Annotated in this window: 25 protein-coding genes; 20 read left to right on the top strand and 5 right to left on the bottom strand. The window is 37.6% G+C overall.

The features are described 5' to 3' along the window. Positions 1 to 261 precede the first annotated feature (261 nt). Positions 262 to 1,008 (top strand): PEP-CTERM sorting domain-containing protein, encoded by a 747-nt coding sequence (locus HWV01_RS11060; protein WP_211675538.1) that lies wholly within the window; start codon positions 262 to 264, stop codon positions 1,006 to 1,008. A 105-nt stretch (positions 1,009 to 1,113) separates the two neighbouring features. On the opposite strand, the gene HWV01_RS11055 is transcribed toward HWV01_RS11060, so the two are convergent. Beyond that, positions 1,114 to 1,569: a TerB family tellurite resistance protein gene (locus HWV01_RS11055; protein WP_211675537.1), complete on the bottom strand. Its 456-nt coding sequence runs from the start codon at positions 1,567 to 1,569 to the stop codon at positions 1,114 to 1,116. A gap of 166 nt (positions 1,570 to 1,735) precedes the next feature. Between HWV01_RS11055 and HWV01_RS11050 the strand changes: the two genes are divergently transcribed. Together HWV01_RS11050 and HWV01_RS11045 are read left to right on the top strand one after the other, a co-directional pair. Beyond that, entirely contained in the window at positions 1,736 to 3,532 is a 1,797-nt protein-coding gene (locus HWV01_RS11050) for an ABC transporter transmembrane domain-containing protein (protein ID WP_211675535.1), read from the top strand. A 118-nt stretch (positions 3,533 to 3,650) separates the two neighbouring features. Further along, positions 3,651 to 3,830, top strand: coding sequence for a hypothetical protein (locus tag HWV01_RS11045; protein ID WP_211675533.1), 180 nt, complete (start codon positions 3,651 to 3,653; stop codon positions 3,828 to 3,830). 34 nt (positions 3,831 to 3,864) lie between these two features. Here the strand turns inward: HWV01_RS11045 and HWV01_RS11040 are convergent, their stop codons facing one another. Both HWV01_RS11040 and HWV01_RS11035 read right to left on the bottom strand, forming a co-directional pair. After that, positions 3,865 to 4,410 carry a hypothetical protein gene (locus HWV01_RS11040; RefSeq protein ID WP_249185527.1) on the bottom strand — a complete coding sequence of 182 codons (546 nt, stop codon included), beginning with the start codon at positions 4,408 to 4,410 and terminating at the stop codon, positions 3,865 to 3,867. A 60-nt stretch (positions 4,411 to 4,470) separates the two neighbouring features. Continuing rightward, a complete protein-coding gene (locus HWV01_RS11035; protein ID WP_211675531.1) occupies positions 4,471 to 7,125 on the bottom strand; it encodes a beta-N-acetylhexosaminidase in 2,655 nt (884 codons plus the stop codon). 633 nt (positions 7,126 to 7,758) lie between these two features. On the opposite strand from HWV01_RS11035, the gene HWV01_RS11030 reads away from it, so the two are divergent. Together HWV01_RS11030 and HWV01_RS11025 are read left to right on the top strand one after the other, a co-directional pair. Next, positions 7,759 to 8,877 carry a porin gene (locus HWV01_RS11030; protein WP_211675529.1) on the top strand — a complete coding sequence of 373 codons (1,119 nt, stop codon included), beginning with the start codon at positions 7,759 to 7,761 and terminating at the stop codon, positions 8,875 to 8,877. Positions 8,878 to 9,115: 238 nt separating this feature from the next. Next, positions 9,116 to 9,787, top strand: coding sequence for a thioredoxin domain-containing protein (locus tag HWV01_RS11025; RefSeq protein WP_211675528.1), 672 nt, complete (start codon positions 9,116 to 9,118; stop codon positions 9,785 to 9,787). Between the two features lie 59 nt (positions 9,788 to 9,846). Here HWV01_RS11025 and HWV01_RS11020 read toward each other — a convergent pair whose 3' ends face one another. Next, positions 9,847 to 10,128, bottom strand: coding sequence for a peptidylprolyl isomerase (locus HWV01_RS11020; protein ID WP_211675826.1), 282 nt, complete (start codon positions 10,126 to 10,128; stop codon positions 9,847 to 9,849). 240 nt (positions 10,129 to 10,368) lie between these two features. Here HWV01_RS11020 and pgm point away from each other — a divergent pair, with 240 nt between their 5' ends. The 12 genes from pgm to ttcA all read left to right on the top strand — a co-directional run bounded on the left by pgm (position 10,369) and on the right by ttcA (position 22,383). Continuing rightward, entirely contained in the window at positions 10,369 to 12,006 is a 1,638-nt protein-coding gene (pgm, locus tag HWV01_RS11015) for a phosphoglucomutase (alpha-D-glucose-1,6-bisphosphate-dependent) (RefSeq protein ID WP_211675526.1), read from the top strand. A 445-nt stretch (positions 12,007 to 12,451) separates the two neighbouring features. After that, the gene (gene ccoN / locus HWV01_RS11010; protein ID WP_211675524.1) at positions 12,452 to 13,879 is read left to right on the top strand and encodes a cytochrome-c oxidase, cbb3-type subunit I; all 1,428 of its coding nucleotides are present in this window, start codon (positions 12,452 to 12,454) and stop codon (positions 13,877 to 13,879) included. Positions 13,880 to 13,894: 15 nt separating this feature from the next. Next, on the top strand, positions 13,895 to 14,497 hold the full coding sequence (gene ccoO, locus HWV01_RS11005) for a cytochrome-c oxidase, cbb3-type subunit II (RefSeq protein WP_211675523.1): 603 nt from the start codon (positions 13,895 to 13,897) through the stop codon (positions 14,495 to 14,497). Positions 14,498 to 14,508: 11 nt separating this feature from the next. Beyond that, positions 14,509 to 14,700: a CcoQ/FixQ family Cbb3-type cytochrome c oxidase assembly chaperone gene (locus HWV01_RS11000; protein ID WP_211675521.1), complete on the top strand. Its 192-nt coding sequence runs from the start codon at positions 14,509 to 14,511 to the stop codon at positions 14,698 to 14,700. A 12-nt stretch (positions 14,701 to 14,712) separates the two neighbouring features. Beyond that, positions 14,713 to 15,624, top strand: coding sequence for a cytochrome-c oxidase, cbb3-type subunit III (ccoP, locus tag HWV01_RS10995; RefSeq protein ID WP_211675519.1), 912 nt, complete (start codon positions 14,713 to 14,715; stop codon positions 15,622 to 15,624). Between the two features lie 96 nt (positions 15,625 to 15,720). Beyond that, a complete protein-coding gene (locus tag HWV01_RS10990) occupies positions 15,721 to 16,212 on the top strand; it encodes a FixH family protein (protein WP_211675517.1) in 492 nt (163 codons plus the stop codon). Then, positions 16,212 to 18,605 carry a heavy metal translocating P-type ATPase gene (locus HWV01_RS10985; RefSeq protein ID WP_211675515.1) on the top strand — a complete coding sequence of 798 codons (2,394 nt, stop codon included), beginning with the start codon at positions 16,212 to 16,214 and terminating at the stop codon, positions 18,603 to 18,605. Before HWV01_RS10990 ends, HWV01_RS10985 begins: the two co-directional genes overlap by 1 nt. Beyond that, the gene (ccoS, locus tag HWV01_RS10980) at positions 18,605 to 18,799 is read left to right on the top strand and encodes a cbb3-type cytochrome oxidase assembly protein CcoS (protein ID WP_211675514.1); all 195 of its coding nucleotides are present in this window, start codon (positions 18,605 to 18,607) and stop codon (positions 18,797 to 18,799) included. The genes HWV01_RS10985 and ccoS overlap by 1 nt, the downstream gene beginning before the upstream one ends. Next, positions 18,789 to 19,478, top strand: a complete 690-nt coding sequence (locus tag HWV01_RS10975; RefSeq protein WP_211675512.1) for a sulfite exporter TauE/SafE family protein — start codon at positions 18,789 to 18,791, stop codon at positions 19,476 to 19,478. Before ccoS ends, HWV01_RS10975 begins: the two co-directional genes overlap by 11 nt. A gap of 44 nt (positions 19,479 to 19,522) precedes the next feature. Next, positions 19,523 to 20,263: an FNR family transcription factor gene (locus HWV01_RS10970; RefSeq protein ID WP_211675510.1), complete on the top strand. Its 741-nt coding sequence runs from the start codon at positions 19,523 to 19,525 to the stop codon at positions 20,261 to 20,263. A 160-nt stretch (positions 20,264 to 20,423) separates the two neighbouring features. Continuing rightward, positions 20,424 to 21,335, top strand: a complete 912-nt coding sequence (gene uspE / locus HWV01_RS10965) for a universal stress protein UspE (RefSeq protein WP_211675508.1) — start codon at positions 20,424 to 20,426, stop codon at positions 21,333 to 21,335. A gap of 118 nt (positions 21,336 to 21,453) precedes the next feature. Further along, positions 21,454 to 22,383: a tRNA 2-thiocytidine(32) synthetase TtcA gene (gene ttcA, locus HWV01_RS10960; protein ID WP_211675506.1), complete on the top strand. Its 930-nt coding sequence runs from the start codon at positions 21,454 to 21,456 to the stop codon at positions 22,381 to 22,383. An 88-nt stretch (positions 22,384 to 22,471) separates the two neighbouring features. Here ttcA and HWV01_RS10955 read toward each other — a convergent pair whose 3' ends face one another. Further along, the gene (locus HWV01_RS10955; protein WP_211675504.1) at positions 22,472 to 23,119 is read right to left on the bottom strand and encodes a DUF2987 domain-containing protein; all 648 of its coding nucleotides are present in this window, start codon (positions 23,117 to 23,119) and stop codon (positions 22,472 to 22,474) included. Between the two features lie 264 nt (positions 23,120 to 23,383). Here HWV01_RS10955 and potA point away from each other — a divergent pair, with 264 nt between their 5' ends. Genes potA through potC form a run of 3 tightly spaced genes read left to right on the top strand, consistent with a single transcriptional unit; the run spans position 23,384 to position 26,100 of the window. After that, complete coding sequence (gene potA / locus HWV01_RS10950) at positions 23,384 to 24,487, top strand: spermidine/putrescine ABC transporter ATP-binding protein PotA (RefSeq protein WP_211675502.1); 1,104 nt, start codon at positions 23,384 to 23,386, stop codon at positions 24,485 to 24,487. Continuing rightward, the gene (potB, locus tag HWV01_RS10945) at positions 24,480 to 25,337 is read left to right on the top strand and encodes a spermidine/putrescine ABC transporter permease PotB (RefSeq protein ID WP_211675500.1); all 858 of its coding nucleotides are present in this window, start codon (positions 24,480 to 24,482) and stop codon (positions 25,335 to 25,337) included. The genes potA and potB overlap by 8 nt, the downstream gene beginning before the upstream one ends. Continuing rightward, positions 25,330 to 26,100: a spermidine/putrescine ABC transporter permease PotC gene (gene potC / locus HWV01_RS10940; protein ID WP_211675498.1), complete on the top strand. Its 771-nt coding sequence runs from the start codon at positions 25,330 to 25,332 to the stop codon at positions 26,098 to 26,100. The genes potB and potC overlap by 8 nt, the downstream gene beginning before the upstream one ends. Positions 26,101 to 26,171: the final 71 nt, after the last annotated feature.

Raw genomic sequence — 26,171 nt, 5'->3', positions numbered from 1 at the left:
ATAATATGATTTTCTTAAACATTAACGTTCCTAATGATTGTGTTAAAAATAGAGTGTTTATAACAGAATTTATAATGCTGATTTTGTACTGTCGGCTTTTTTTACAAAAAGGTTCATAAAATATTAAGTTATGCTTCAACCATTTGTTATTACTATTATTTAATTTTTGGTGTGTTTATTGCAGCTCTATCAAAGTGCTATTGCTATAAGCAATAAAATACGCTTACCAAAATAGCTAAAAGATATTAATAAGGAATGCATATGCATATAAGAATGTTGAAAACCAGTTTAGCTGTCTTATTTTTATCTATGAGCAGCTTTGTTAATGCGGGATTGCTTGACTTAAACACCTGGACACCTACCTCTGGAGGAACTTGGACCGTAGATGGTACAGGGACAAGCGTTTTACAAACCATAAACGGAGATCCAACTTTCTTTCTTAGTGACTCTAACTATATAGATAGTATATTTGAGGGCTCTTTTGGAGTTGAAACTACAAGTGACGACGACTATATAGGTTTTGCTTTCGGGTATAATAATAGTAATAATTTTTTACTTTTTGATTGGAAACAAGGTACTCAAAACCATGCATGGGGGTATGCTCCATCTGGTTTTACGCTGTCAAAAACTAGCGGTCCAAATGTAAATTATTGGGATCATACAGGTTCAGATATAACTGTCCTAGCATCTAACTATGATCCAAGTAACGGGTGGGCAGATAATACTGTTTACGATTTCACTTTAGACTTTACAACGACTGGAATTAAAATCGGTATTGATGGTACGAATATCTTTGATGTGTCAGGGAGCTTTAATACCGGCAAATTTGGTTTTTATAACTATTCTCAATCACAGGTTCGCTATGCAGGATTCGAGGAAGAAGTCAGTCCGTCAGTGCCAGAACCATCTTCAATCGCCATTTTAGCATTAGGAATCATATTACTAGTATCAAGTCGGGTTATAGTATTAAAGAAAATTCGCAATAATGAATTTCAGACGAGTCTCTAATAGCGAAGCATAATTTCATACGAACAGTATGAAATTATTTACACACAAAAAAGCCTGCTCGTATGATCAGGCTTTGGTTTTATACGGTCACAGAAATGATAACTATTATAAAGGCTCTGGATATGCGGCTAATTTTGCTTTGATGAAATCTGAATGTGTAATGTAGATAAGTTCTGATACTTGTCTGATCAAAGCTTCTTCATATGGGTCAAGAATGCCATCGGCATAAGCGACATGCCACATAGCCTCTGTTAGTACATAGCGTTGTGCATAATCGATGTTACGTAATTTAGAGGTGAACTCATAAATTGATACCGATTCGTCACTATTTCCCTGAGCAAGAGTTAACAATTCATTAGCTCTTTCAATATTGATATCGAGTAACACTGCAAGTTGGTGTGACTTTGCATTTTTTTCTTTTTCACTTATGACATTGTCAGCACTGGCGACTTCACATAACAATGCAGCCATTGATAATTCAAATTCTCTAGTATTAGCACTGCCTATTGAAGCGGTTTCATTAGTGAATTGTTTAAATAAACTTTGTAATGTTTTAAACATAAAATGCTTCGCTCTTATTGATAATGATAAAATAGTTATCTTGGGTATTAGGGTGAGACAACAGTTACTGTAAAAAGTTGGTATCTACTTATCGCTATAATCTTAATTAGCTTGATACAAGTCTGCTATTCTGATTATCAATCAATCTAAAGCGAAGGTAAATATAATGAGTGCAAGATTATCGGGGAAAATAAATAAGACTCAGGCATTTACAAGTTTATTACCTATATTTGCTTTTATTAAGCCTTATAAACTGATGGTAATGTACGCCCTACTTGCTCTTTTGGTGACCGCGGGGGTTAACTTATCAATAGGCCAAGGGGTTAGGTTTGTGATTGATAATGGCTTTATTGCGGGGTCAGAAACACAATTAAAAAACGCCATATTTGTGCTTATTGTACTCATAACATTACTTGCTGTCGGTACATTTAGCCGATTTTACTTAATGTCATGGTTAGGTGAACGAGTGAGTGCTGACATACGAAAAGCAGTTTTTAATCAGGTTATTAAGCTTCACCCAAATTACTTTGAGGAAAATCGAAGTGGTGAAATAATGTCAAGGCTAACAACTGACACCACACTACTTCAGTCTATCATTGGTTCTTCGTTTTCAATGGCATTACGGAGTGTGCTCATGTTATTTGGTGGCTTGATTATGTTATTAGTCACAAATTTAGGACTGACTTTATGGGTTGTTGCTTGTGTCCCTTTTATCCTTATTCCTATACTTATCTATGGTAGAAAAGTAAGAGTATTGGCTGCAAGTAGTCAAGATGCAATTGCAGATATTGGTACATATGCCGGTGAAATAATTCAAAACATTAAAGTCGTACAAAGCTATACGCATGAAGAAAAAGAACAATTATCGTTTGCTAATGAAGTAGAAAATGCATTTACAGTGGCAAAAGATAGAATTAAACAACGTTCGCTATTAATCGCAATTGTTATATTCCTGACATTTAGTGCCATTAGTATAATGCTTTGGATTGGCGGCATGGATGTTCTCGAAGGAAAAATGACAGCCGGTGAATTAGGTGCGTTTTTGTTTTATGCCATTATGGTCGCTATGTCGGTCGCTACTATTTCCGAGGTCTATGGAGAATTGCAGCGGGCGGCTGGTTCTGCCACACGGTTGTTAGAATTACTTGAAGTCACAAGCAAGATACAATCACCTGATACACCGAAAGAAATCACGAAGCAACATGACAATATTATTGAATTTAAAAACTTGAATTTTTATTATCCATCACGCCCAAATACAGCTGCTTTAAAATCAATTAATCTTAAAATCCCGAAAGGTAAAGTCGTCGCATTGGTTGGTCCATCAGGCGCAGGTAAAACGACACTGTTTGAACTGTTACAGCGATTTTATGATCCGCAAATGGGTCATGTACTGTTTAATAATATCAATATTAATGAGTTAGAACTGAATGATGTGCGCAAACGAATGGGCATGGTACCGCAACACCCGGTCTTATTTAGCGCTGATGTTTGGCATAACATTCGCTATGGTGATCCAACCGCTTCAGATGAAGATGTGATTAAAGCTGCTGAACTAGCCCATGCGAATGAATTTATTGATCAACTACCAGAAGGTTACAACAGTTTTCTAGGTGAGCAAGGTGTGCGTTTGTCCGGTGGTCAAAAACAACGTATCGCCCTCGCCCGTGCGATTTTAAAAGACCCTGAAGTATTATTACTTGATGAAGCAACCAGTGCTCTCGATGCAGAAAGTGAACATCATGTTCAAGCAGCACTTGAAAAATTAATGGAAAATAGAACGACACTTATTATTGCCCATCGGTTATCGACAGTTGTAAATGCAGACCTTATTTTACTGATGGATAAAGGGGAAATTGTTGCTCAAGGAACGCACTCTCAATTGATGAATGAATCGACTTTATATAAACGTCTTTGCGAACTGCAGTTTGATACGGCTGTATATAAGCATAAATCGAGATAGTCTTAATTTTTAGTATAAATTAATTTATCAAACTTGAAGTTAATTACCTACTGTCTACTATTACAAAGTAGAGGATGATACATCTATGTATCTACTTAAATAAAACAGTAGGAATACTATGAAACAATTAATTTTATTGATGGTGTTAGTGATACCTTCAGTTACATTTTCAGTGAGTGCAACCGAAGGGCAAGGCTCTGGAGTATTAGGGCCGGAAGTGCAATGTAAATTACAAAACGGTTCTGTTATTCAAACATTCACTCAAATATGTACAGCACACAAAGGCAGCTCATTATAATTAGGGCATATTAGTACAAGCTTACAACCTTGTACTAATTACTGGCTTTAATTTCGGCCTGCACATGTTGATAACCTTTCAGATACTCTGTAGGCAGCGTGATAAGTGGACCGTGTTTACTCCCCGCTTTTTCTTGCAGTCTAATGGTCAGATCATCATTACCTAGGTCCTTTGGTAACGAAAATGAGAACATTTGGTCGTAAACACATAACTCATCACATGTTCTAAATGTTGCTCGCTCTTGTTTAATCGCGACAGATTGATGTCCGTTTAAAGACACAAATCCATATTCAAAACCAAAATCTGTGTGCTTAACAAGTAGGTTAACACGCGTATTTATTTGATGTTTGTCGTTCTTACTTTCTCTGCCATACATATAGGCATCGGCAGTAAATAGTGCTTGGCTGGTTCCAGCTTGTGGCTCTAATGTTATCGCTGGCCCTGTTAACCTTTTACCTTCCCAAGTTTGTTTAATTGAGACCATATCTTGAAATTGCTCTGCGTTCGCATCTTGGTAAGTATTTGTACAGGCTGACATTGTAAGTGGTAGTAGTGGTGCTAAAAATTTAAGTTTCATCATTGTTATCTCTTGTTATTACCTTAAGTCGTTTATAATCATGCTATTTATAACGATGGTTAATTATTTTACGCTTGTGATACGACTAAAGCGTTTACCATCGGGGGATACCGTTCTTAGCTCTGCTGATGTGACCTCAACAGGTTTAGTCCAAGTTACCCATGATGAACCTGAGTCTGTGCTGTATTGTACCTCTAGACCAGGGAATGCAACGTTCGTAACCAATTTACCTGACTCTATTTTCCCACCTGGTACTGGTAAACGATATTGAATACCGGTTGAATCTATTTTAGCCAGTTCACGTTGTCCAATGATGTTCGCAAACTGAATCCACTCAGTCTGCTGCTTGTTCGTGTCGACAAATGTGGTCTCGCCACCTTTGAATTCGCGATCTTTAACATAATTAAGTTCCCATGATGCTTTATGCCACGCACGTTCTGCTAATGGTAAGATCCGTGGGAATACCATGTACTCAAACTGTTCATCTGTACGTACTACCTCACTCCAAAGCTGACCCGAAATACCATTGTAACCACGTTTTTCCGTGTCACCTTTTATATTAAAGTTATTACCATCGCGGTCTTTAGATGTTTCAGCATTCTGAGGTAAGTTGTTCGGTGAGAATTTAAATACCTTTTTACTGTCTGTATAACGTGTTGCCCAATAGTAACCACGTTCTTTCGGGTTTACTTCCTGAGGGAAATCGAAATACAGGTAATCCGGATGTGATTGAACGACTTCAAACCCTTGTTCTACCATGTGATTTGATGCGTTGGCACCGCCCCAATACAAGGTTTCCCAAACGTTAGCAACGGCGATCAATGGCAGATCTTTAGGATCAACATCTTTAAGCCCATCTTGCCAGAGTTGTGTTTTTTCAATGCCTGCAGCGGAAATGATATTTGCGACTTTTTTAACAAACATAGGGCCAAGATCATGCGCAGTTTCTAAGCTATCATCTGCGGCAACTTGCGCGATACATTGTGGTGATTTAGCCCACGGCATTGATTCTTTAGTTAAGTCTTTATCACCTTTCCAAGCTGTTGACCCGCCTGTCTGCTCATAACCATTGCCTAAATGAATATTTTTAGCTTCATCACCGCCCATGTGCCATGTTTTTAATGGCTGGCCGGCTTCTAGGTGCATTAACTGTACTTCAGAAATAACTTTACTAATGAACTTATAAGTTGAATCCATACAAGGATTTAAAATACCGTCATTGTAGAATTGAATGGTTGTATAAACGGATTCATCATCAGGATCTGCTAAGCGGTATTCATTTGCTTTTGTAATATCGGAATCTTTGTATTTTTTGTAACGTGCTTCCATTGAAATCACGCCAGCACGCGCGTGCGCTGGCATATCAATTTCTGGAATGACTTCAATGTTACGCGCATCAGCATATTGGACTAATTCGATGTAATCTTCTTTAGATAAATAACCTGAACCGAGGTTATCTGATGTTGGACCAGACCCAAGTTGAGGTAATAAACAGCTGTTTTCGTCTAAATCGTGGCAACGTTGTGAGCCAACATCGGTTAACTCTGGTAATCCTGGAATGGCCAAGCGCCAGCCTTCGTCATCAGTCAGGTGAATATGGAATTTATTCAATTTATACGCACTCATTTGATCGAGTAAACGTAAAAGCGATGCTTTACTGTGGAAGTTACGTGCAATATCAACTTCCATTCCGCGGTATTCAAAGTTTGGCGCATCTTTAACGCTTACTTGTGAAATGGTTTTATTCGACAAAAAATCGGATGGAATTAAGGATGCGATAGATTGTAAAGCGTAGAGTGCACCAGCATTATCAAACGCAATAATCTCGGCGCTGCTATCTGAAATATCAAGGCTGTAGCCACCTGATTTAGCATAATCAGTATCTAATTGTAGAGGTGCAATAGTCACATTTACTGGGTATTTACCTGAAACATTCACACCGAAATCATCAAATCGGCTTGTAACAGCAGCAAGTGACGCCGTATTCATGCCTGGAGCATTAATGTTAATGCCTTTACTAAGGTCTGCGCTTCCTCTAATAGCGATATCTTGCCAAACAGGTGTTGGTAAAATCTTGTTTGCAATTGTAGATACTGACAGTTGTGCAGTCGCTTTGTTTTTATCAAACCGCGTATTTGCATTCATAATTATGCTGTTATCATCGGCATGACGCTTTAAGTTTTCGCCTGTTAATGGTGTGATGATCTTTGACATATCTTCGGTATCAGTACTTGCGATGACTTTTGGTTCTGCATTTTCGGCTGTTACGTAATAGCGTGGGATCACATCGGTTTCAAATAATGACGGGTACTCTGCGATGAAGTTTATTTCTACTGTTGAATTTGCATCAAAGCCTTTAAATTTATCTGTAGGTGTTAGTTTATGTAGGTCACCATTAATATGTTCAATCGTAAATTCAGGTGATTTCACATCTAAGATACGACGAATACTATGAAAGTATATTTCCCACTCATTAGAATTAATCGCAGCACCGTTATTAGTCAGTTGAATTGTCGCATCTTGACATGCTGCCCATCCAGCGCCAAGTGTTTTACATATTGCAGCCGAATCAGATTCAAGCTTTTGATTTACCTGATAAGTAACTTGTACAGATGAAGATATTGCATCAACCACCGTTTGTGTCGATAACGTTTCTGGCATTGTAGTACAACCTGCCAGTGCAAGACTTAATCCAAGTGCTATTGCTGTTTTTTTCATATCCACCCCTTCCTTTGCATGAAATCAGTTTTAACCTTAAACTTAATTTGGACTATAAAATAATCAACTGTATTTACCAGCAGGATTTCTACCCAATGTGACAAAAATCACTTTTATAATGAATTTTATGGATGTTACGTGATTAAAGTCATTATTAATGAATAACTAAGCGTGAGGAATAAATTAAATAATCACAGTATGAGAAATAACAAACATAAAAACCACCTCTGATTAAATGAAGCATAATCATAATTAACATAATTCTCGCAGGCCAACTCTAAATGGGATGATATTAATATGACTAAAAATCAGCTACCTACGTGTAAATAATTATCATTTCAGTCTTTATTGTTAGAGGCGTAATGAAAGTTCATTTCATAAATAAATCCAGATCACATAGTTTACCATGTAAATTATTACAGTGAATTAATGGTAGGCCATAGTTATTAATGAGATCTTAATCATTATTTATAACTTTATATTAATTTTATTGTGATTTTTATCACGTATGAAAACAACTTAATTTGTAACGCGAATTTAATTGAGTAGACTCAAAATCAACAAGTTATAAAGTTCATTATTAATTTACGACAAATAACAAACAGCATTTACATCTACTAAAAGGAATTTAGAATGAATAAGTTAAGTCTATCGGCAGTATCCCTAGCGGTATCAACTGTTTTGTTTTCAACTGGCGCGAGTGCATACGTATTAGGCACCGAAAATACAGGCAATGTGGAAATCTACGGTGTCGTAGCAGTATCTACTTATGGCCACACGGGTGATGATACAAATCTGGCAGATTACAGTATTGATAACGAAACACGTGTAGGTTTTCGCGGTAGTAAGCAAATGACAGATGAGATAAATGTCATATTTCAAGTTGAATCAGGATATACAGATGTAGATGACTGGTCTGGTGGCGGTTTAGGTTTCCGCGATACATTCGTGGGTGTTGAAGGTGATTACGGTAAAGTAACTGTTGGCCGACAGTTAACGCCTATGTACGAAGTTGTGGACTGGCCTTTTACTAACCCTGGCTTAGGCCGCGTATTTGACCCTGCCGCAACAGGAGATATTGCTTACATGTACGATCGTACGGAGTCTATTCGTTATTTTGCCCCTGCGATGGGAAATCTGAATGTTAATGTTGCAACGGGTCGTGCTGGCAGTGATGAAAATGGCCATTGGTTCGGTGGCGCAGCTAAGTATAAAGCATTTGATACGGTCACATTACATGCGACGTTTGAGTATGGTAATAGTAGACAATCAAAAGCAGCTGTAGATGGTGTCGCAGCAGGACATAAAATTGATGCGAATGGTGTGATTGTACCTGTTGCTGCTGTAGATCCAATAGACGCAGTTATAACGGACACTTTTACCTATCTCGTTGGTTTTGAAGCACCAATTTTAGATACTGGCATCAGCATTGCTGCCGCGTATAAATACGGCCAAGCTGAGAATATAGCGACTAAAAAAGTTGACTCACAAGGTTCATATTCTGTTGTTGCGCAATATTGGAATGGCCCACTGGGTATTAAATTGGGTTACGCGGCAACGGAAGACGTAGATTCAGAAGACAACTCAAACGAAAGAAAAGGCTCTTCTGTAACATCACTACAAGTGATGGGTGTTGTGAACGGTTTTGTTCCTTATGTGCGAGTTGGTATGACAGACAAACTTGGCTGGGGTGCAAAAACGTCTGATAGCCAAGAAACATTTGCTCGTGTAGGTCTTGAATACGGTTTCTAACAATTTGCCTCTTATATAGCAAAGCAATATAGATAACAAAAACCAGATGCTAAAATTGGCAGCTGGTTTTTTTAATTCTACGTGCAGATGTTACGCATTACTTAGCTTGGTGTTGATTTCATGAACCGATAGAGTAATTACCTGTACTTTTTATCCGTAAATTAGCGTTTGATCAAGACGTTATTGATTTTTAAATCTAGAATACGCTGTGTATTTCATTTTCTATTTAGGTTTATTCATGAAAAAATTAGTGACAACAAAAAGTTTAGAAATAAAAAAGAAAAATAAAATAATATCAATGGCTATATTATGTATAGCTGTTGTAATCAGTGCCTTTGCATTTATGACTCAAGAGACAAATAAAAATATAGATCAATATCTCTACAGTGAAAATGCACTTATTTTTGGTAATCAAAATGCCAAAGTGACTATTGTTGAATTCTTTGACCCCGCATGTGAGTCTTGTCGTGCCTTTTACCCTCTCGTTAAAAGCCAAATAAAGAAATATAAAGGCAAAGTGAACTTAATTGTTCGACCAGTGGCATTCCATAAAAATGTAGGACCTGTTGTTACCGCATTAGAAGCAACTAAAATGCAAGGTAAATACTGGGATGCACTGAGTACGACGCTATATAATCAAAGTCGTTGGGCAATCAATCATACTGCCAATGTAGAGTTGTTATATCCATATCTGCAGGACGCTGGTATTGATATTGAAAAGCTTAAAATTGATATGAAGAAAACAGTTATTACTGACAAATTGGCTCAAGATACACAAGATGCTAAAACGCTAAAAGTATTAAAGACACCGACCTTCTATGTTAACGGCGTGAAACTGACAACTTTTGGCGACGCACCATTAAAAGCGCTTATTGCAAGTGAAGTAAAAAAAGTATATTCAGGTAAATAGTTTAATAACGAAGCATAAAAAGCCCTCACATTAATTGAGGGCTTTTTATTACAAGCTAATTACGTTCTATACAATATCTTAACGATGTGCCAACCATGCTTGGTCTTAACAAGATGTGGAGTAAGAATTTCAGCATTGAAACAAACCTTATCGAAGGCGGGAACCATCGCACCTTTTCTGAACTCACCTAAGTTACCACCATCCTTCTTACCTGATGGGCAAAGAGAATGTGATTTAGCTAGCTTTTGGAAGTTGCCACCTTTTTCTAGCTGTTCTAAAATTTCATATGCTTTATCTTGGTGCTTTACTAAGATATGTAATGCTGCAGCTGTACGCGCCATAACTAAATTAACTCTAAATAAATAATTTACAATCACGCATTTTAACACAATCGATACACCAATGCCTATAATCTTAATACGCAGCTACTAATCACTGGTTATAGAAAGCGCAGAAACAACAACTAAGACCAGTTTTTTGTCATTTCAAATGAAACAGTGTGCCACTATTAACTTATAAGAGGTATAATGGTAACAATTAAAACAAATAATCGCTTTCATATATTAAGGAAATAATTGCACATGGCAGTTCACCAAAGAGCCGGACAAAAGGCATTAAATTCTGATCTTTGTAATATCCCTGCACTTGTCTCTCATTATTACATCAACAAACCTGATGTGAGTAAAATTGCTGAGCGTGTTGCATTTGGCACATCTGGTCATCGTGGTAACGCTTTTGCGTCTTCTTTTAATGAAGACCATATCCTCGCTATTTCTCAAGCGATTGCTGAATATCGCCATGAACAAGGCATTACAGGCCCTTTATTTATCGGTAAAGATACACACGCATTATCTGAACCAGCAAATATTTCAGTTATCGAAGTATTAGTTGCAAATGGTGTTGATGTACGCATTCAAGCGGATGATGGTTTTACACCGACGCCGGTTATCTCACATGCAATTTTAACGCATAACAATAGCAACAAAATTCAAGCTGACGGTATTGTTATCACGCCATCACACAACCCACCACAAGATGGCGGCATTAAATATAATCCGCCACATGGTGGCCCGGCTGATGGTGATGTAACGAAAATAATTGAAAACCGTGCCAACGATATTATTGCAGAAGGCTTAACTGCTGTTAAACGTATTAGCTTTGCTATTGCTATTGAGTCTGCTCATTATCAAGAAATTGATTATGTAGCAGGCTATGTTGCAGATTTAGAAAATGTGCTCAACCTTAAAGCGATTTCAGATGCAGGCATTAAAATCGGTGTCGATACGTTAGGCGGTTCTGGTTTTGCATACTGGGAAGTGATTGCTGCGAAATATAATTTAGATATTGAAGTAGTAAACGACCGCGTAGACCCAAGTTTTTCATTTATGTGCCTAGATAAAGATGGCAAGATCCGCATGGACTGTTCATCACCCTATGCAATGGCAAGTTTGATCAATTTAAAAGACGATTTTGATATTGCCATTGGCAATGATCCCGATTATGACCGCCATGGTATTGTGACGAAAAGTGGCTTGATGAATCCGAACCATTACCTTGCAGTCGCAATTCAATACTTATTTAGTCATCGCAAAGATTGGCCAGTGAATGCGAAAATAGGTAAAACACTTGTATCAAGTTCTATGATTGATCGTGTCGCAACTAAGATTGAACGTCCATTATGTGAAGTTCCTGTTGGTTTTAAGTGGTTTGTTGACGGTTTACATACTGCCGATTTTGCCTTTGGCGGCGAAGAAAGTGCGGGTGCATCATTCCTACGTAAAAACGGTACCGTTTGGACTACGGATAAAGACGGCATCATTCTAGCATTACTTTCTGCAGAGATTCTTGCGGTAACAGGTAAAGATCCTGCACAACTTTATGCAGCACTGACTGAAGAGTTTGGCTCTCCCGTTTATAACCGTATCGATGCGCCAGCTTCATTTGAAGAAAAAGCGATTCTTTCGAATTTATCACCAGAGTCGGTTCAGGCTAAAACATTGGCCGGTGAAACTATCACGGCTAAATTAACAAACGCGCCAGGCAACAATGGGAAAATTGGTGGTTTAAAAGTAACGACTGAAAATGGTTGGTTTGCTGCGCGCCCATCAGGCACAGAAGCTATTTACAAAATTTATGCAGAAAGCTTTAAAAATGAAGCGCATTTAGCGTTAATTTTAAGCGAAGCACAAGAAATTGTATCAGCAGCATTAAAAGCTTAAGCGATTAATTAACACGTTTAATCTCATACTTTAATCTAGTACGAGCCAAAAGGTTGCCTAACTCTCTTAATACAGCAGAGCTAAGCAACCTTTTTTATTAACAAGCTAATAACCTTATGTTGCGCTAGACTCAAAAAGAACACGAATCATTTTACACCCTGTTATGTTCTTAGCACTATTTTTGCTTGATTATTATCAATTCAACATTGAAAAATCTATTTTTAATCCCAAATTCATTGATCTAAATCAACCAAGATAAATACACCTATTTATAGTGTCTTTTTAACAAAATAACAAACAAATTCCGCTGTTAATGTTACGTAAAATCGCGTAATATCCCCATCTGAGTACGGTAGTCAATTTAGAACACCTATATTTACACGTACTTTTTTGGGTATTCACGCATCGTAAGATGTTTAATTATTCGTAGCACCGGAAGCAAAATATGAGCTCTCATTCACCTATAAAAACTGACTATAACTATAAAGTTGTACGACAGTTTACTGTGATGGCTGTTATCTGGGGTATTGTTGGTATGTCAGTTGGTGTGCTAATTGCAGCACAGCTAATTTGGCCTGCACTAAATTTCGATACACCTTGGTTAACTTATAGCCGTCTTCGTCCCCTACATACCAATGCAGTAATCTTTGCATTTGGTACTTCGGCCCTAATGGCAACATCTTTTTATGTTGTTCAACGTACCTGTCAAACCCGCTTATTTGGCGGTGTTTTACCAGCAGTTGTATTTTGGGGTTGGCAACTTGTTATTATCTCCGCCGTTATATCATTACCACAGGGTTATAACACCTCAAAAGAATACGCAGAACTTGAATGGCCAATTAGTATTTTAATTGCAATTGTTTGGGTTATCTACGCAATTGTATTCTTTGGCACCATTGTTAAACGACGTACGTCACATATTTATGTTGCGAACTGGTTCTTTGGCGCATTCATTCTAACTGTTGCTATTCTACATATAGTGAATAATGCTGCAATCCCACTGAATATGATGAAATCCTATTCTATCTACGGTGGAGCTATTGATGCAATGGTTCAGTGGTGGTATGGCCATAATGCAGTAGGTTTCCTTCTAACGGCAGGTTTCCTAGGTATGATGTATTACTTTGTTCCTAAACAAGCGAATCGTCCTGTTTACTCATATCGTTTATCTATTGTTCACTTCTGGGCATTAATATCGCTGTACATCTGGGCTGGTCCTCACCACCTTCATTACACAGCGTTACCTGATTGGACTCAGTCAGTTGGTATGGTCATGTCGTTAATCCTATTTGCGCCATCTTGGGGTGGTATGATTAATGGTATCATGACGCTTTCAGGTGCATGGCATAAACTACGTTATGACCCTATCCTACGTTTCCTAATTGTATCTTTATCTTTCTACGGTATGTCTACGTTCGAAGGCCCTATGATGGCAATTAAGAGTGTAAACGCATTATCGCATTACACTGACTGGACTATTGGTCACGTACACTCTGGTGCCCTAGGTTGGGTTGCAATGGTCTCTATTGGTGCTATCTACCATTTAATCCCTGTGTTATTTAACCAAGGTCGTATGTATAGCGTTAAGCTTATCAATGTTCACTTCTGGTTGGCAACTGTCGGTACAGTTCTTTACATTGTTGCAATGTGGATCTCAGGCGTTATGCAAGGGCTAATGTGGAGAGCGGTAAATGCTGACGGTACTTTAACGTATAGCTTCGTTGAATCACTGCAAGCTTCATACCCATTCTACTTTGTGCGCTTCATTGGTGGTGTGTTCTTTGTAACAGGTATGCTTCTTATGGCATATAATGTCTTTAAGACAATCTCTGCCGCAGATCATTCAATCAAAGCTGATGCTGAAGCTGCATAACTTAGGAGATATGTTATGAAACATGAATTAATTGAAAAGAACATCGGTTTATTAGCGATCTTCATCGTCATTGCTATCAGCTTTGGCGCAATGGTTGAAATTACGCCACTATTCTGGCAAAAAGATACCACTGAACCTTTAGATACCCTGCGCCCTTATACGGCGCTAGAGATGGAAGGTCGTGATATCTACATCCGTGAGAACTGTTCAGTTTGTCATAGTCAAATGATCCGACCTTTCCGTGCAGAAACAGAGCGCTACGGTGCATATTCTGTTGCTGGTGAGTCTGTTTGGGAGCATCCATTCCTATGGGGTTCTAAACGTACTGGCCCAGATCTAGCGCGTGTTGGCGGTCGTTATTCTGATGATTGGCATCGTGCTCATTTACTTGACCCACGTAGTGTTGTTCCTGAATCAAACATGCCAGCTTTCCCTTGGTTAGCTGAAAATGTATTAGATGGTTCAGAATCTGCTAAGAAACTAAGTATCTTCAAAAACTACTTTGATGTTCCTTACACAGATGCCGATATTGCTGGTGCAGAAGCCGCGGTTAAAGGTAAAACTGAACTAGACGCTTTGGTTGCTTACCTGCAATCATTAGGTCATGCATTAAAATAGGGGTATAACGTATGGATTACGGTACATTTCAAGGGGTTTATACCCTAATACTAATGGCCATTATTATCGGTATTATTGCTTGGGCTTACAGCAAACGTCAAAAACGTTCGTTTGATGAAGCTGCTAACTTAGTATTTGCTGATGAAAAAGTCCACAGTGATTCACTTAATGGAGAGCAGAGAAATACATCTGCTCGTATTTAGGAGTTTATGATTATGAGTACTTTTTGGAGTATTTGGATCACAGTGATCACGCTCGGTAGTATTTTTGGTTGCTTATGGCTACTTTGGCTATGTAACAAGAATGATACGGGTGTTAAAGAAGGCGAATCAATGGGTCACTCTTTCGATGGTATCGAAGAGTTAAATAATCCATTACCAACATGGTGGAAATACTTGTTTATTTTCACATGTATTGGTGGTTTCATCTATTTTGCACTTTACCCTGGTTTAGGTGCTTATAAGGGCCTATTAGGTTGGACGAGCACTAATGAATACCAACGCGAAGTGTCGTCTGCAGATGAAAAATATGCAGCTGTATTTAACAAATTAGTTAAAACAGAAGAAAGTAACTTCACAGAATACCGTGAAATTGCTGACATAGCGAAGGATCCGGAAGCGGTTAAAGTAGGTCAACGCCTATTTTTGCAAAACTGTTCACAGTGTCATGGTTCTGATGCACGTGGTGCTAAAGGCTTCCCTAACCTAACTGATGGTGATTGGTTATACGGCGGTACGACTGCTGATATCAAAACCACTATCATGCACGGCCGTGCAGGTGTAATGCCAGCTTGGTTGCCTGTACTTGGCGATGAGAAAGTAGATCTCGTTACAACTTATGTTGTAGGCCTATCTGGTCGTAAAGTTAACGCTCGTGATCAAGCCGCAGGTAAAGAAGTATTCCTTCAAACTTGTTCTGCTTGTCATGGTGCAGATGCTAAAGGCATGACGATGCTAGGTGCACCTAACCTAACGGACAAAACTTGGTTGTACGGTGGTTCGCGTAAAGTAATCCAACAAACAATCAGTTACGGTCGTAGCGGTGTAATGCCAGCATGGAGTCACATCCTTGGTGAAGACAAAGTAACGCTATTAAGCAGTTATGTTTACAGCTTAAGTGTAAAGTAACGTAATAGTGGTAATTTAAAGCTCCATTTACTAAATGGAGCTTTTTTTTTAGCTGTAACTTTGTTAAATTTCGCTTTTCCCTTTTTGGAGTTCACAATGAAATCTTATTGGTATAAAGAACCTTGGTTCTGGTTCGTTTTTTTCTTTCCTTTTTTGTCTGTGGTTGCAGGTACTTCGACATTTATTGTTTTTCAACATAACCAGCCAAACATGGTTTCTGAAGATTACTATAAAGATGGTAAAAAAATTAACCAAGACTTAACTAAATACCATGAAGCGTTAGCTCGAAATATTACATTCAATTTAAAATTCGACAACGGCTTTGCTGTGTTCACACCAGCCACAGGTGATATAACAGAGAACGAAGCGCTTAACATTTCATTTTTCCACGTAACGTTGGCAAAACATGATATTTCAATGTTAGCTACAGCAGCGGCTGACGGGAGTTACCGTGTAGAAATACCAAAAGATATGCTACAAGGAAAATGGCGTGTGCGTGCAGAGTCTTTTGATCATACATGGCGTGTTCAAGAATACGTTCAATATCCAAATACTTCTGTAATTAAGTTAGACGGCGAGCAAGATTAATGTCAAACGGTACTAATTGTTATCACTGTGGCGAAGATGTTTTAACTGCAGATAAAAATAAATATAAAGTGTATATCGCACCTGAAGAACGTGAAATGTGTTGCCCAGGTTGTATGTCTGTCGCTGAAATGATTGTCGGTTCAGGCTTAAGCTCATATTATGAACACAGAACTGATTTATCTCCCACAGCAAAGCAATTAGTACCGGATGAGTTATTACGATTAGAAATATACGATGATAATGAAATTCAAGATGAGTTTGTTTATCAAGACGGTGAAATAAAAGAAATCACCCTCACCGTTGAAGGATTAACCTGTGCCGCTTGTGCTTGGTTAATTGAAAAAAGTTTACGTAATACCCAAGGTATTCACTTCATCAACGTCAACGCGACAAGTAATCGCATTACGATAAAGTGGGTTGATGAAGAAATAAAGTTAAGTGATATTTTAAAACGAATCAGCAATTTAGGTTACAGTGCATCGCCTTTTCAAGCAGACCAACATGAATTGATGTACAACAAGCAACTTAAATCTTATTTCAGACGATTAGGGTTAGCTGGGTTAGCAACAATGCAAGTAATGATGTTTGCAGTAGCGCTCTACTCTACTTGGTTCGGTGATATGGAAGAGATGTATCGCCAACTTTTCCGATGGGTAAGTTTGATTGTTGCAACGCCTGTATTACTTTATTCCGCACAGCCTTTTTATTCTAATGCCTTACGTAATTTACGTACCAGAACGCTGGGTATGGACGTACCTGTTTCAATCGCATTACTTGGCGCTTATTCAGCCTCTGCTTATGCAACCATGACTGGAACAGGCGAAGTTTACTTCGAATCTATTTCAATGTTCACTTTCTTCTTATTATTTGGTCGTTATCTAGAACTAAGAGCCAGAAAGAAAACGTCCGAACTGAGTGCAAACATGGCAAAGCTTATTCCAAATATGGCATTGCGTGTTAATAAAGATAAAACTGAAAAACTAATTCCTACAAAACAGCTTGAAATCAACGATCTCGTCATTGTCAAAATCGGCGAAGTGATCCCTTGTGATGGCACCATTGTAGCAGGTGAAACAAGTGTAGATGAATCAATGCTAACTGGTGAGTTCTTACCCATTACAAAATCGGTTGATTGTGGTGTGTACACAGGTAGTCTTAATGTTGAACAAACAATTAAGGTATGCGTTACTAAAACACACAAGCACAATTTGATTTCAGAAATTATCCGGTTACAAAATACAGCGCAGTCATCAAAACCTCAGATTTCAATCTTGGCTGATAAAATATCACGTTATTTTGTTCTCGCGCTATTGGTCATATCCGCAAGTACTTACCTTTTCTGGTTGGGTTATGAACCTGAGAAAGCGTTTTGGGTCACCTTGTCTGTTCTTGTAGCAACCTGCCCTTGTGCTTTATCATTGGCTACGCCAACGGCACTAACCTGCGCAACCAGCTTCTTATCTCAACGTGGTATTTTAATTCGTAAAGAACACGTGCTTGAATCGCTAACTAAAGTTGATGAAATCGCATTCGATAAAACAGGAACGTTAACAAAAGGTTCATTCTCGCTAACGAGTATTAAATCGGACAGTGAATTACAAGAAAATGAATTATTACGCATAGCAACGTCTTTAGAGCAACACTCAACACACCCGATAGCATCTGCGTTTAAATCGAATATAGAAATAATTCAATTTGATACAACACAAAATCATATTGGTTTAGGTATTACGGGAACACTTGGCGAGAATACTTACAAAATAGGTTCTTCTGCCTTTACACAGCAAACAAGTTCAACATCAGATGGTAAAGAAATTGTTGTTTATTTAATTAAAAACAATCAGTTAATTGCACGTTTTTATATTCAAGATGAAATGCGAGAGAACGTTTCAACCACATTGGATTATATTGCCAATACTGGCTTAGACGTTACCCTGCTTACTGGCGATACAGAAAACAACACCAATAAAGTGATCAACGGTTTGGCAATAACAAATATAAAAACCAGCCAATCACCAGAAAGTAAACTTGCCTACATCAATCAACAACAAGCACAAGGAAAATTAATGCTAATGGTTGGCGATGGGGTTAACGATGCGCCAGTACTCAGTGCTGCGACTGTATCTGTTGCAATGGGTGAAGGCTCTGATCTTGCGAAAAACAGTGCAGATGTGGTGTTATTAACGACTGATTTCATTGCAATGAAATATATGCTGGCTACTGCGACAAAAACATATAAAATAATAAAACAAAACTTAATGTGGGCACTTGGTTACAATTCATTAATTTTACCGTTAGCAATGTCAGGAAGCGTCCCTCCCTATATTGCTGTTATTGGAATGTCACTCAGCTCACTGCTCGTTATTGGTAATTCATTAAGGCTGTTAAAGTAATGGAAATTATTTTTATGTTAATCCCGATTGCGATAATTTTTGTTGCAATCGCTGTAGGTATCTTTTTTTGGGCCGTTAAGTCAGACCAATTTGAAGATTTAGAACGTGAAGGCAGTAATATCTTGTTTGACGACGACGATAATAATAACAACGAATCACCGGTTACTAAACCAGTTGTCAAACATGATAACTAGTTTTTTCGCTGCTTTTATGATTGGTATCTTAGGGGCTGGTCATTGTATTGCAATGTGTGGCGGTATTTCTGGCGCAATCGCACATGCAAACACGCAATCATCACCTCAAACTGCATCACTCGCCCCACTATTTTATAATCTAGGACGAATCTCTAGCTACACGCTAATTGGCCTAATTGTCGGTTATACTGCACAAATTGGCTTAAATTTTGGTGCTGGCTATGACTTATTAGTGATTTTACGCTTTGTTTCTGGTATTACATTAATATTGATTGGTTTATATATTGCGCAAATCAATTCAGCAATTCTCCAACTTGAAAAAGTTGGTCGTTTAGTCTGGCGATATATTCAACCTCTGGCTCGCCAATTTTTGCCATTAAAAACACCTTATCACGCCTTCCCGCTCGGATTTTTATGGGGTTGGTTACCGTGTGGCTTAGTTTATTCAGCATTAACTCTCGCGTTATCAAGCGGGTCAGCATTAGAGTCGGCATTAACGATGTTTTCTTTCGGGTTAGGAACCTTTCCTATCATGTTCTTAGTTGGGAACTTATCGAATAAATTCAACCATTTAATACAAAACACCAGATTCAAGAAAGTGAGTGGTTTATTACTCGTTTTATTCGGTTTACATATTATTTATATAGCATTAGTACAATTAAGTGCTTCTGGCATTTAATTTTGCTACAATATTGACATATATCAAAAGAGTTTATTGGAATTATGGCCCTAGATAACAAGATCCCTACACGAATTGCTACTTCAAAGTGTGAAATCCACTGTCAAAACTGCAGCATTAGCCAACTTTGCATACCATATTCTTTGAATGATTCAGAGCTAGATTCTCTCGACCAAATTATTGAACGCAAAAAACCTTTTCAAAAGCACGATGAAATTTTTAAAGCTGGTGATAAAATTAAATCACTTTACGCTATCCGTTCAGGATCTGTAAAATCATATACAATTACAGAACAAGGTGATGAGCAAATTACAGGTTTCCATCTAGCTGGTGACTTAATCGGTTTTGATGCATTGAGCTCTGGTATTCACCCAAGTTTTTCTCAAGCATTAGAAACGTCTATGGTTTGTGAAATACCTTATGACACCCTTGATGACTTAATTGGTAAAATGCCGATGTTACGTCGCCAAATAATGCGTTTAATGAGTGGCGAAATTGCCGCTGATCAAGAAATGATTCTTTTATTAAGTAAAAAGAACGCTGAACAACGTCTTGCCGCTTTCTTAAATAACCTTTCAGCGCGTTTCTCTGAGCGTGGATTTTCGCCTAAAGAATTCCGATTGACCATGACACGTGGTGATATTGGTAATTATTTAGGGCTTACAGTTGAAACCATCAGCCGCCTACTTGGTCGCTTCCAAATAAGTAAAATGATTGAAGTTAAAGGAAAATACATCACGATCTTAGATCGTGAGGGTTTAGCTTTACTCGCTGGTAAGAAATAGTCTTAGTTCACAGTGCTAACTTATAGCCCATAAAATGCAATACATTTATGGCATCTATCACAAATTGAGATATAGTTAAATAAGTAAAATTGTTGATGGTGTATAATCAATATAAGAAACATATACTTACTCTATATTCAATTTGTGATGAAGGTGCCTTATGAATAAATATAAAAATATTCTAGTGGTTGCAGATCCCGTTAATACGCCACAAATCGCATTATCCCGTGCATTGTATCTAGCATCTCAACAAGATAATGTATCAATTACCCTTCTTCTTGTTATCTATGACCTTTCTTATGAACTAACGTCTCTATTTTCGAGTGATGAACGTCAATCAATGCAAGATGCTATTGTTGCCGAAGAAAAAAAATCATTTACACAGCAATTAAAACAAGATTATTCAGGTACAAATTTAAAGTTAAAGCTTATTTGGCATAAGCGTCCTTTCGAATCAATCTTAGAAGAAGCTAAACTCAATAATCACGATTTGATTGTAAAAAGTACACACGATCATAATAAGCTAAGTGCAGTTATGTTTACACCAACTGACTGGCATCTGTTGCGTAAAAGTCAATGTCCAGTATTGCTTGTTAAAGAGCATGAATGGCCGGTTGGGGGGAATATTGTTGCCGCTATTCAAGTACTTGAAACAACGAGCCTCAGCTCAGAAGATGGTAACTCTATTAATGGACGAATTACCCAAGAAGCGCTGCAGCTAAAAGAATTACTTAATGCAAATATACATTTAGTGAATGCTTATCCAAGTACACCTGAACATATATCGATAGAAATCCCTAATTTTGATGCGGTCGCATATAATCAAGAGATTGAAGACCATCATAAAAGCACTATGTATAGTCATGCCGCTAAATTTAATGTCGCTAAAGAAAATGTACATGTTCAGTCGGGAGCTCCGGAAGACGTGATTGCTGATGTAGTTCAAGCAGTAGATGCCGAGTTAGTCATACTCGGTGCACCAACGCGTAACGGGTTTTCTGCATTTTTAATCGGCAATACGGCTGAAATGGTGATTGATTCAATTAACTGTGACCTTCTCGCATTAAAATAATGATCAATTTCTAATGTAAAACTTTACGGTAACACTCTGCCCTTGCTCTGGAACTTGCTTTTCCAGCTTGCTTGGGTATACTGCGCTGCTTACAGCAATATTTATCCTGAGTGACCCAATGAATCCAGAAAACCTTACCGCTTTAGAAAAAAAGCAATTTGCTAAACTGCAAAAAAAACTGCGCCATGAAACAGGTAAAGCAATCGTAGATTATAATATGATTGAAGATGGTGACAGAGTCATGGTTTGTTTGTCTGGTGGTGCTGATAGTTTTACAATGCTTGATATTTTAATTCAATTACAAGCAGCTGCACCGATTAGTTTCGATATTATTGCGGTTAACTTAGATCAAAAACAACCGGGCTTCCCTGAAGATATTCTTCCCCGCTACCTTGAAAATCTTGGAATTGAATACAAAATTGTTCAGAAAGATACTTACAGTATCGTTAAAGATAAAATTCCAGAAGGTAAAACAACGTGTAGCCTTTGTTCTCGTTTACGTCGTGGTATTCTGTATAATGCAGCGGTAGAGCTTCGTGCGACCAAACTTGCACTTGGCCATCATGCTGATGATATCGTTGAAACATTATTCTTGAATATGTTTCATGGTGCCAAAATGAAAACAATGCCACCAAAACTAATTTCTGACGATAAGCGTAATATTGTTATTCGCCCACTTGCATATTGCCGCGAAGCAGATATTAAAGCTTACTCAGCCTTTAAAGAATTCCCTATTATCCCTTGTAACCTATGTGGTTCACAAGAAAATTTACAACGCCAAGCGGTTAAGGCAATGCTAGCACAGTGGGATGAAGCAAACCCTGGTCGTGTGAATAATTGCTTTAATGCTATTCGTAACATAGTGCCAAGCCACCTTGCAGACACCAACGCGTTTGATTTTGTGAATATGGATTTAGAGCGCGCTGATGAGTTAACTGAACTCGATACAGCGTTTGATAATGAAATTGAAATGGTTCCTGTTGAAAAATCTAAAACAGGTGTAGAAAATTTTGATCCAAACGACGCTATTACTGTTGTTGAATTATAAACGTTTCGAATTTTAGAAATAAAAAAGCACTGCATTATCGCAGTGCTTTTTTTTACTAAATTTTGAACTTTACCTAATTCAGAGTAAATCAAATTTCAGTTAGCGGAATGATACGTAGTGGTTGTTTACTGAATTTTATTCCCGCAATTTTATCACGAATAATTTCATCCTGAGATAACGAAATTTGTTGACCACTTTTAAATAAATCTCCGCTGGTGGTATAAGCGTCAACAGGTTCATCAAAAATAAATTGTACGCCTACAGTTGCAGGTAAATTCATCCGGCCAAAGTAACCCGCCATATTACCTAAAAATAGATCAAACTCTTCAATTTGCTTCACTAAAGATAAAGTTGAATATTCAACACTGTTATTGTCTGCAGCCATAATTTGAAACGCAAGGTCACATGACGCGGTATCGGTCACATTCACGTGCAGTTTTGCTTTATTATCACGTAAATCTTTATCGTAAGGAAGCAGTAACTCAGAGTCAGCTCCAATTTTAACATCAGTGATCGCGCCTTCGAAATTAATAAATGCATTTTCGATCTGGCAATGTTTACCTGTCTGACTATTATTAAGGAAAACACCAATCTTTGTATTAACGTACTGTTCTTTTTTACTATTTTTTATTCTGTTATAAAAACCATCATAACCAACGACTAATTCTTGGGCGCTTAAAGAAGGGACAAGGAGACTTGAAAGAAGCACCACTTTGATGAAATGGTTATTAAACATGATCTGGTTCCTTAATAAATAAGTAAGTAAAAGTAAGGGGGTATTATTCTCTCGCTGATTATACCTAAAATAAGTCATAAATTAGAGCACATATTCCGACTTTATTACTTTTAAAGTTTTAAAAATGACCTGAATATGTTTTAAATGCATTATTTTTATTGAAGTTCAAATTTATGCTTCATTTCTGTGAACTATAGCATTAGAATTCACGCAAATTGTTCATCTTATTCGATTAGATGGGCCTCTTATCATTTAGGTTTATTGATGCTTAATAAAAATCAAAACTCAATCATTAGACTTGCTAACGCAAAAAAGTCATTTGATAACAAACTTATTATTAATGATTTAACATTAGATATTTATGATGGTGAATTTGTCACAATTTTAGGCCCTTCTGGCTGTGGCAAAACAACTGCATTGCGTGTGCTTGCTGGATTAGAAACGCTTGATAGCGGTGATGTATACCTTGAAAATACATGTATCACAGATGTCCCGGCAGAAAAGCGTAATACCAATACCGTTTTTCAAGGCTATGCTCTGTTCCCTCACATGACGGTGTTTGAAAATATAGCCTTTGGTTTGCGTATGAAAAAAATTGCGGAATCAGAAATCAAACAACGTGTTGAAGATATTCTCGCTATCGTTAAGTTAACTGATTTTAAAGATCGCAAGCCAGCCCAACTTTCAGGTGGTCAACAGCAACGTGTTGCAATTGCACGCGCTGTAATTAACCAGCCAAAAGTACTGCTATTGGATGAATCGTTAAGCGCATTAGATTATAAGCTGCGTAAGGAAATGCAGAACGAGCTTAAAATGTTGCAACGAAAGTTAAACATTACCTTTATATTCGTTACGCACGATCAAGAAGAAGCATTAACAATGTCTGATCGTATTATTGTAATGAACAACGGGAATGTTGAACAGATAGGTACACCTCGAGAAATATATGAAACGCCAATAAACTTATTCGTGGCTAAGTTTATTGGTGAAATTAATATCTTCCCTGGTGCTATTGAATCATGCTTAGGTGAAGATAAATACATTGCCAGTGTACATGGCTGTCAGTATACGATTTCAACAGCACTATCATTAGAACTCGATCAGCAAATCAATATTTTATTACGACCAGAAGATTTAAGAATTAAAGAAATAGACGCTAAAGCTACGTCAGCACAGATTACTGGGCATATTATCGAACGGAATTACAAAGGGATGACGCTAGATTCGGTTATCCGCTTAGATTCAGGTGAAAGAGTACAAATCAGTGAATTCTTTGATGAAGATGATCCCGATTTTGACCATAGCCTCGGACAAAAAGTGGCTGTTTCATGGGTAGAAAGCTGGGAGGTTATCTTAACAAATGATTAATTCGTCGCTTTTTAAGCGTTTCTCTATTGGACTGTTACTTGTTTGGCTAAGTGTCTTCGTTTTAGTACCTAATTTGATGATTATCGTCACCAGTTTTTTAACACGTGATGATGCAAACTTAATAAGCTTAACTTTTACGTTAGACAACTATGTGCGTTTATTTGATCCCTTGTACTTCAAGGTATTAAGTCATTCAGTATATATGGCGAGTATAGCAACATTTGTCTGCTTAATTATTGGCTACCCTTTTGCTTATACGATAGCCCTGTTACCTAAAAAAGTACGACCTGTGTTGTTATTCCTAATTATTGTCCCGTTTTGGACAAATTCATTAATTAGAACATACGGAATTAAGATCTTATTAGCTAAAAAGGGTCTACTTAACGCTTTATTACTCAATTTACATATCATTGATAAGCCGTTAAAGCTGATGTACACCGAATTTGCCGTCATTTTTGCTTTGGTCTATATATTACTGCCATTTATGATTTTACCATTGTATTCGAGTATTGAAAAAATAGATAAAAGCTTGATTGAAGCTGCGAAAGATCTTGGTGCTTCTAAGTTTACTACTTTTTTAAAAGTTGAATTACCTTTGACGATGCCGGGGATTATCGCAGGTATGTTATTAGTATTTTTACCTGCTATGGGGATGTTTTATATTGCAGACCTGGTCGGGGGAGCTAAAAACTTACTGATTGGTAATACAATCAAAACACAATTTTTGAATATTCGAGATTGGCCGTTTGGTTCTGCCGCAAGTATCACTTTAACAGTGTTCATGGCGGGCTTACTGTTTTTCTATTATAAGGTAGGTAAATCGATTAAAAACAGAGGTAACAATGCTTAAACGTCATATATCCAAAGTCTTGTTGCTATTAGTATATATATACTTGTATACACCCATCTTTATTTTAATCGGAAATTCGTTTAATGCCTCTAAATACGGCTTAAAGTGGAAAGGATTGACAACAAAGTGGTATGAACTACTTTGGAGTAACGATACATTACTCCAAGCCGCATTTAACTCGATAACAATTGCTGTTTTTGCATCATCAATTGCCGTCGTTATAGGTACATTGGGCGCCGTCGCTTTATTTAAGCATAAGTTTAAAGGTAAAAAGTTTATATCTGGGCTACTCTTTGTTGTGATGATGTCTCCCGATATTGTGATGGCGATTTCATTATTATCTTTATTTATTATACTTGGTTTAGATCTTGGCTTTGTGACCTTACTTATCGCTCACATAACCTTTTGCATCCCGTTTGTTGTCATCACGGTTTACAGTCGTTTAAGTAATTTTGATAACGCGATATTAGAAGCCGGTAAAGATTTAGGCGCAAGCGAAGCAACCATCTTTAAACGCATTATTTTACCCATTGCTAAGCCCGCCATTATTGCGAGTTGGCTATTATCATTTACCTTATCGCTTGATGATGTAATTGTGAGCTCGTTCGTGACAGGCCCTAGTTTTGAAGTACTCCCATTGAAGATATATTCGATGGTTAAAGTGGGCGTTTCGCCCGAGGTTAATGCATTGGCGACAGTTATGATTTTAATATCGATTTCGTTTGTTATTGCCGCAGCCCTTATTAATAAAGGTGAAAAGTAGATTCTCTAGAATCTACTTTTACTTGTTATGCAGCCTTATGCTGCAATTGTTTACTATTCAATAAAAGAAGA

Source organism: Moritella sp. 5 (assembly GCF_018219455.1).
Taxonomy (GTDB): domain Bacteria; phylum Pseudomonadota; class Gammaproteobacteria; order Enterobacterales; family Moritellaceae; genus Moritella.
The sequence above is the reverse complement of the archived record's forward strand: the minus strand, read 5'-3'. Positions and strand labels throughout refer to the sequence as shown.

Excerpts from the sequence above, each read along its gene's own strand:
- HWV01_RS11060 (WP_211675538.1), top strand. The coding sequence starts at position 262 with ATGCATATAAGAATGTTGAAAACCAGTTTAGCTGTCTTATTTTTATCT.
- uspE (WP_211675508.1), top strand. The coding sequence starts at position 20,424 with ATGAATAAATATAAAAATATTCTAGTGGTTGCAGATCCCGTTAATACG.
- HWV01_RS10975 (WP_211675512.1), top strand. The coding sequence starts at position 18,789 with ATGATAACTAGTTTTTTCGCTGCTTTTATGATTGGTATCTTAGGGGCT.
- HWV01_RS11040 (WP_249185527.1), bottom strand. The coding sequence starts at position 4,410 with ATGATGAAACTTAAATTTTTAGCACCACTACTACCACTTACAATGTCA.
- HWV01_RS10955 (WP_211675504.1), bottom strand. The coding sequence starts at position 23,119 with ATGTTTAATAACCATTTCATCAAAGTGGTGCTTCTTTCAAGTCTCCTT.
- HWV01_RS11035 (WP_211675531.1), bottom strand. The coding sequence starts at position 7,125 with ATGAAAAAAACAGCAATAGCACTTGGATTAAGTCTTGCACTGGCAGGT.
- HWV01_RS11045 (WP_211675533.1), top strand. The coding sequence starts at position 3,651 with ATGAAACAATTAATTTTATTGATGGTGTTAGTGATACCTTCAGTTACA.
- potB (WP_211675500.1), top strand. The coding sequence starts at position 24,480 with ATGATTAATTCGTCGCTTTTTAAGCGTTTCTCTATTGGACTGTTACTT.
- HWV01_RS10970 (WP_211675510.1), top strand. The coding sequence starts at position 19,523 with ATGGCCCTAGATAACAAGATCCCTACACGAATTGCTACTTCAAAGTGT.
- ccoO (WP_211675523.1), top strand. The coding sequence starts at position 13,895 with ATGAAACATGAATTAATTGAAAAGAACATCGGTTTATTAGCGATCTTC.
- HWV01_RS11025 (WP_211675528.1), top strand. The coding sequence starts at position 9,116 with ATGAAAAAATTAGTGACAACAAAAAGTTTAGAAATAAAAAAGAAAAAT.
- HWV01_RS10985 (WP_211675515.1), top strand. The coding sequence starts at position 16,212 with ATGTCAAACGGTACTAATTGTTATCACTGTGGCGAAGATGTTTTAACT.
- HWV01_RS11050 (WP_211675535.1), top strand. The coding sequence starts at position 1,736 with ATGAGTGCAAGATTATCGGGGAAAATAAATAAGACTCAGGCATTTACA.
- HWV01_RS11000 (WP_211675521.1), top strand. The coding sequence starts at position 14,509 with ATGGATTACGGTACATTTCAAGGGGTTTATACCCTAATACTAATGGCC.
- HWV01_RS11055 (WP_211675537.1), bottom strand. The coding sequence starts at position 1,569 with ATGTTTAAAACATTACAAAGTTTATTTAAACAATTCACTAATGAAACC.
- ccoN (WP_211675524.1), top strand. The coding sequence starts at position 12,452 with ATGAGCTCTCATTCACCTATAAAAACTGACTATAACTATAAAGTTGTA.
- pgm (WP_211675526.1), top strand. The coding sequence starts at position 10,369 with ATGGCAGTTCACCAAAGAGCCGGACAAAAGGCATTAAATTCTGATCTT.
- potC (WP_211675498.1), top strand. The coding sequence starts at position 25,330 with ATGCTTAAACGTCATATATCCAAAGTCTTGTTGCTATTAGTATATATA.
- HWV01_RS11020 (WP_211675826.1), bottom strand. The coding sequence starts at position 10,128 with ATGGCGCGTACAGCTGCAGCATTACATATCTTAGTAAAGCACCAAGAT.
- ttcA (WP_211675506.1), top strand. The coding sequence starts at position 21,454 with ATGAATCCAGAAAACCTTACCGCTTTAGAAAAAAAGCAATTTGCTAAA.
- ccoP (WP_211675519.1), top strand. The coding sequence starts at position 14,713 with ATGAGTACTTTTTGGAGTATTTGGATCACAGTGATCACGCTCGGTAGT.
- HWV01_RS10990 (WP_211675517.1), top strand. The coding sequence starts at position 15,721 with ATGAAATCTTATTGGTATAAAGAACCTTGGTTCTGGTTCGTTTTTTTC.
- potA (WP_211675502.1), top strand. The coding sequence starts at position 23,384 with ATGCTTAATAAAAATCAAAACTCAATCATTAGACTTGCTAACGCAAAA.
- HWV01_RS11030 (WP_211675529.1), top strand. The coding sequence starts at position 7,759 with ATGAATAAGTTAAGTCTATCGGCAGTATCCCTAGCGGTATCAACTGTT.
- ccoS (WP_211675514.1), top strand. The coding sequence starts at position 18,605 with ATGGAAATTATTTTTATGTTAATCCCGATTGCGATAATTTTTGTTGCA.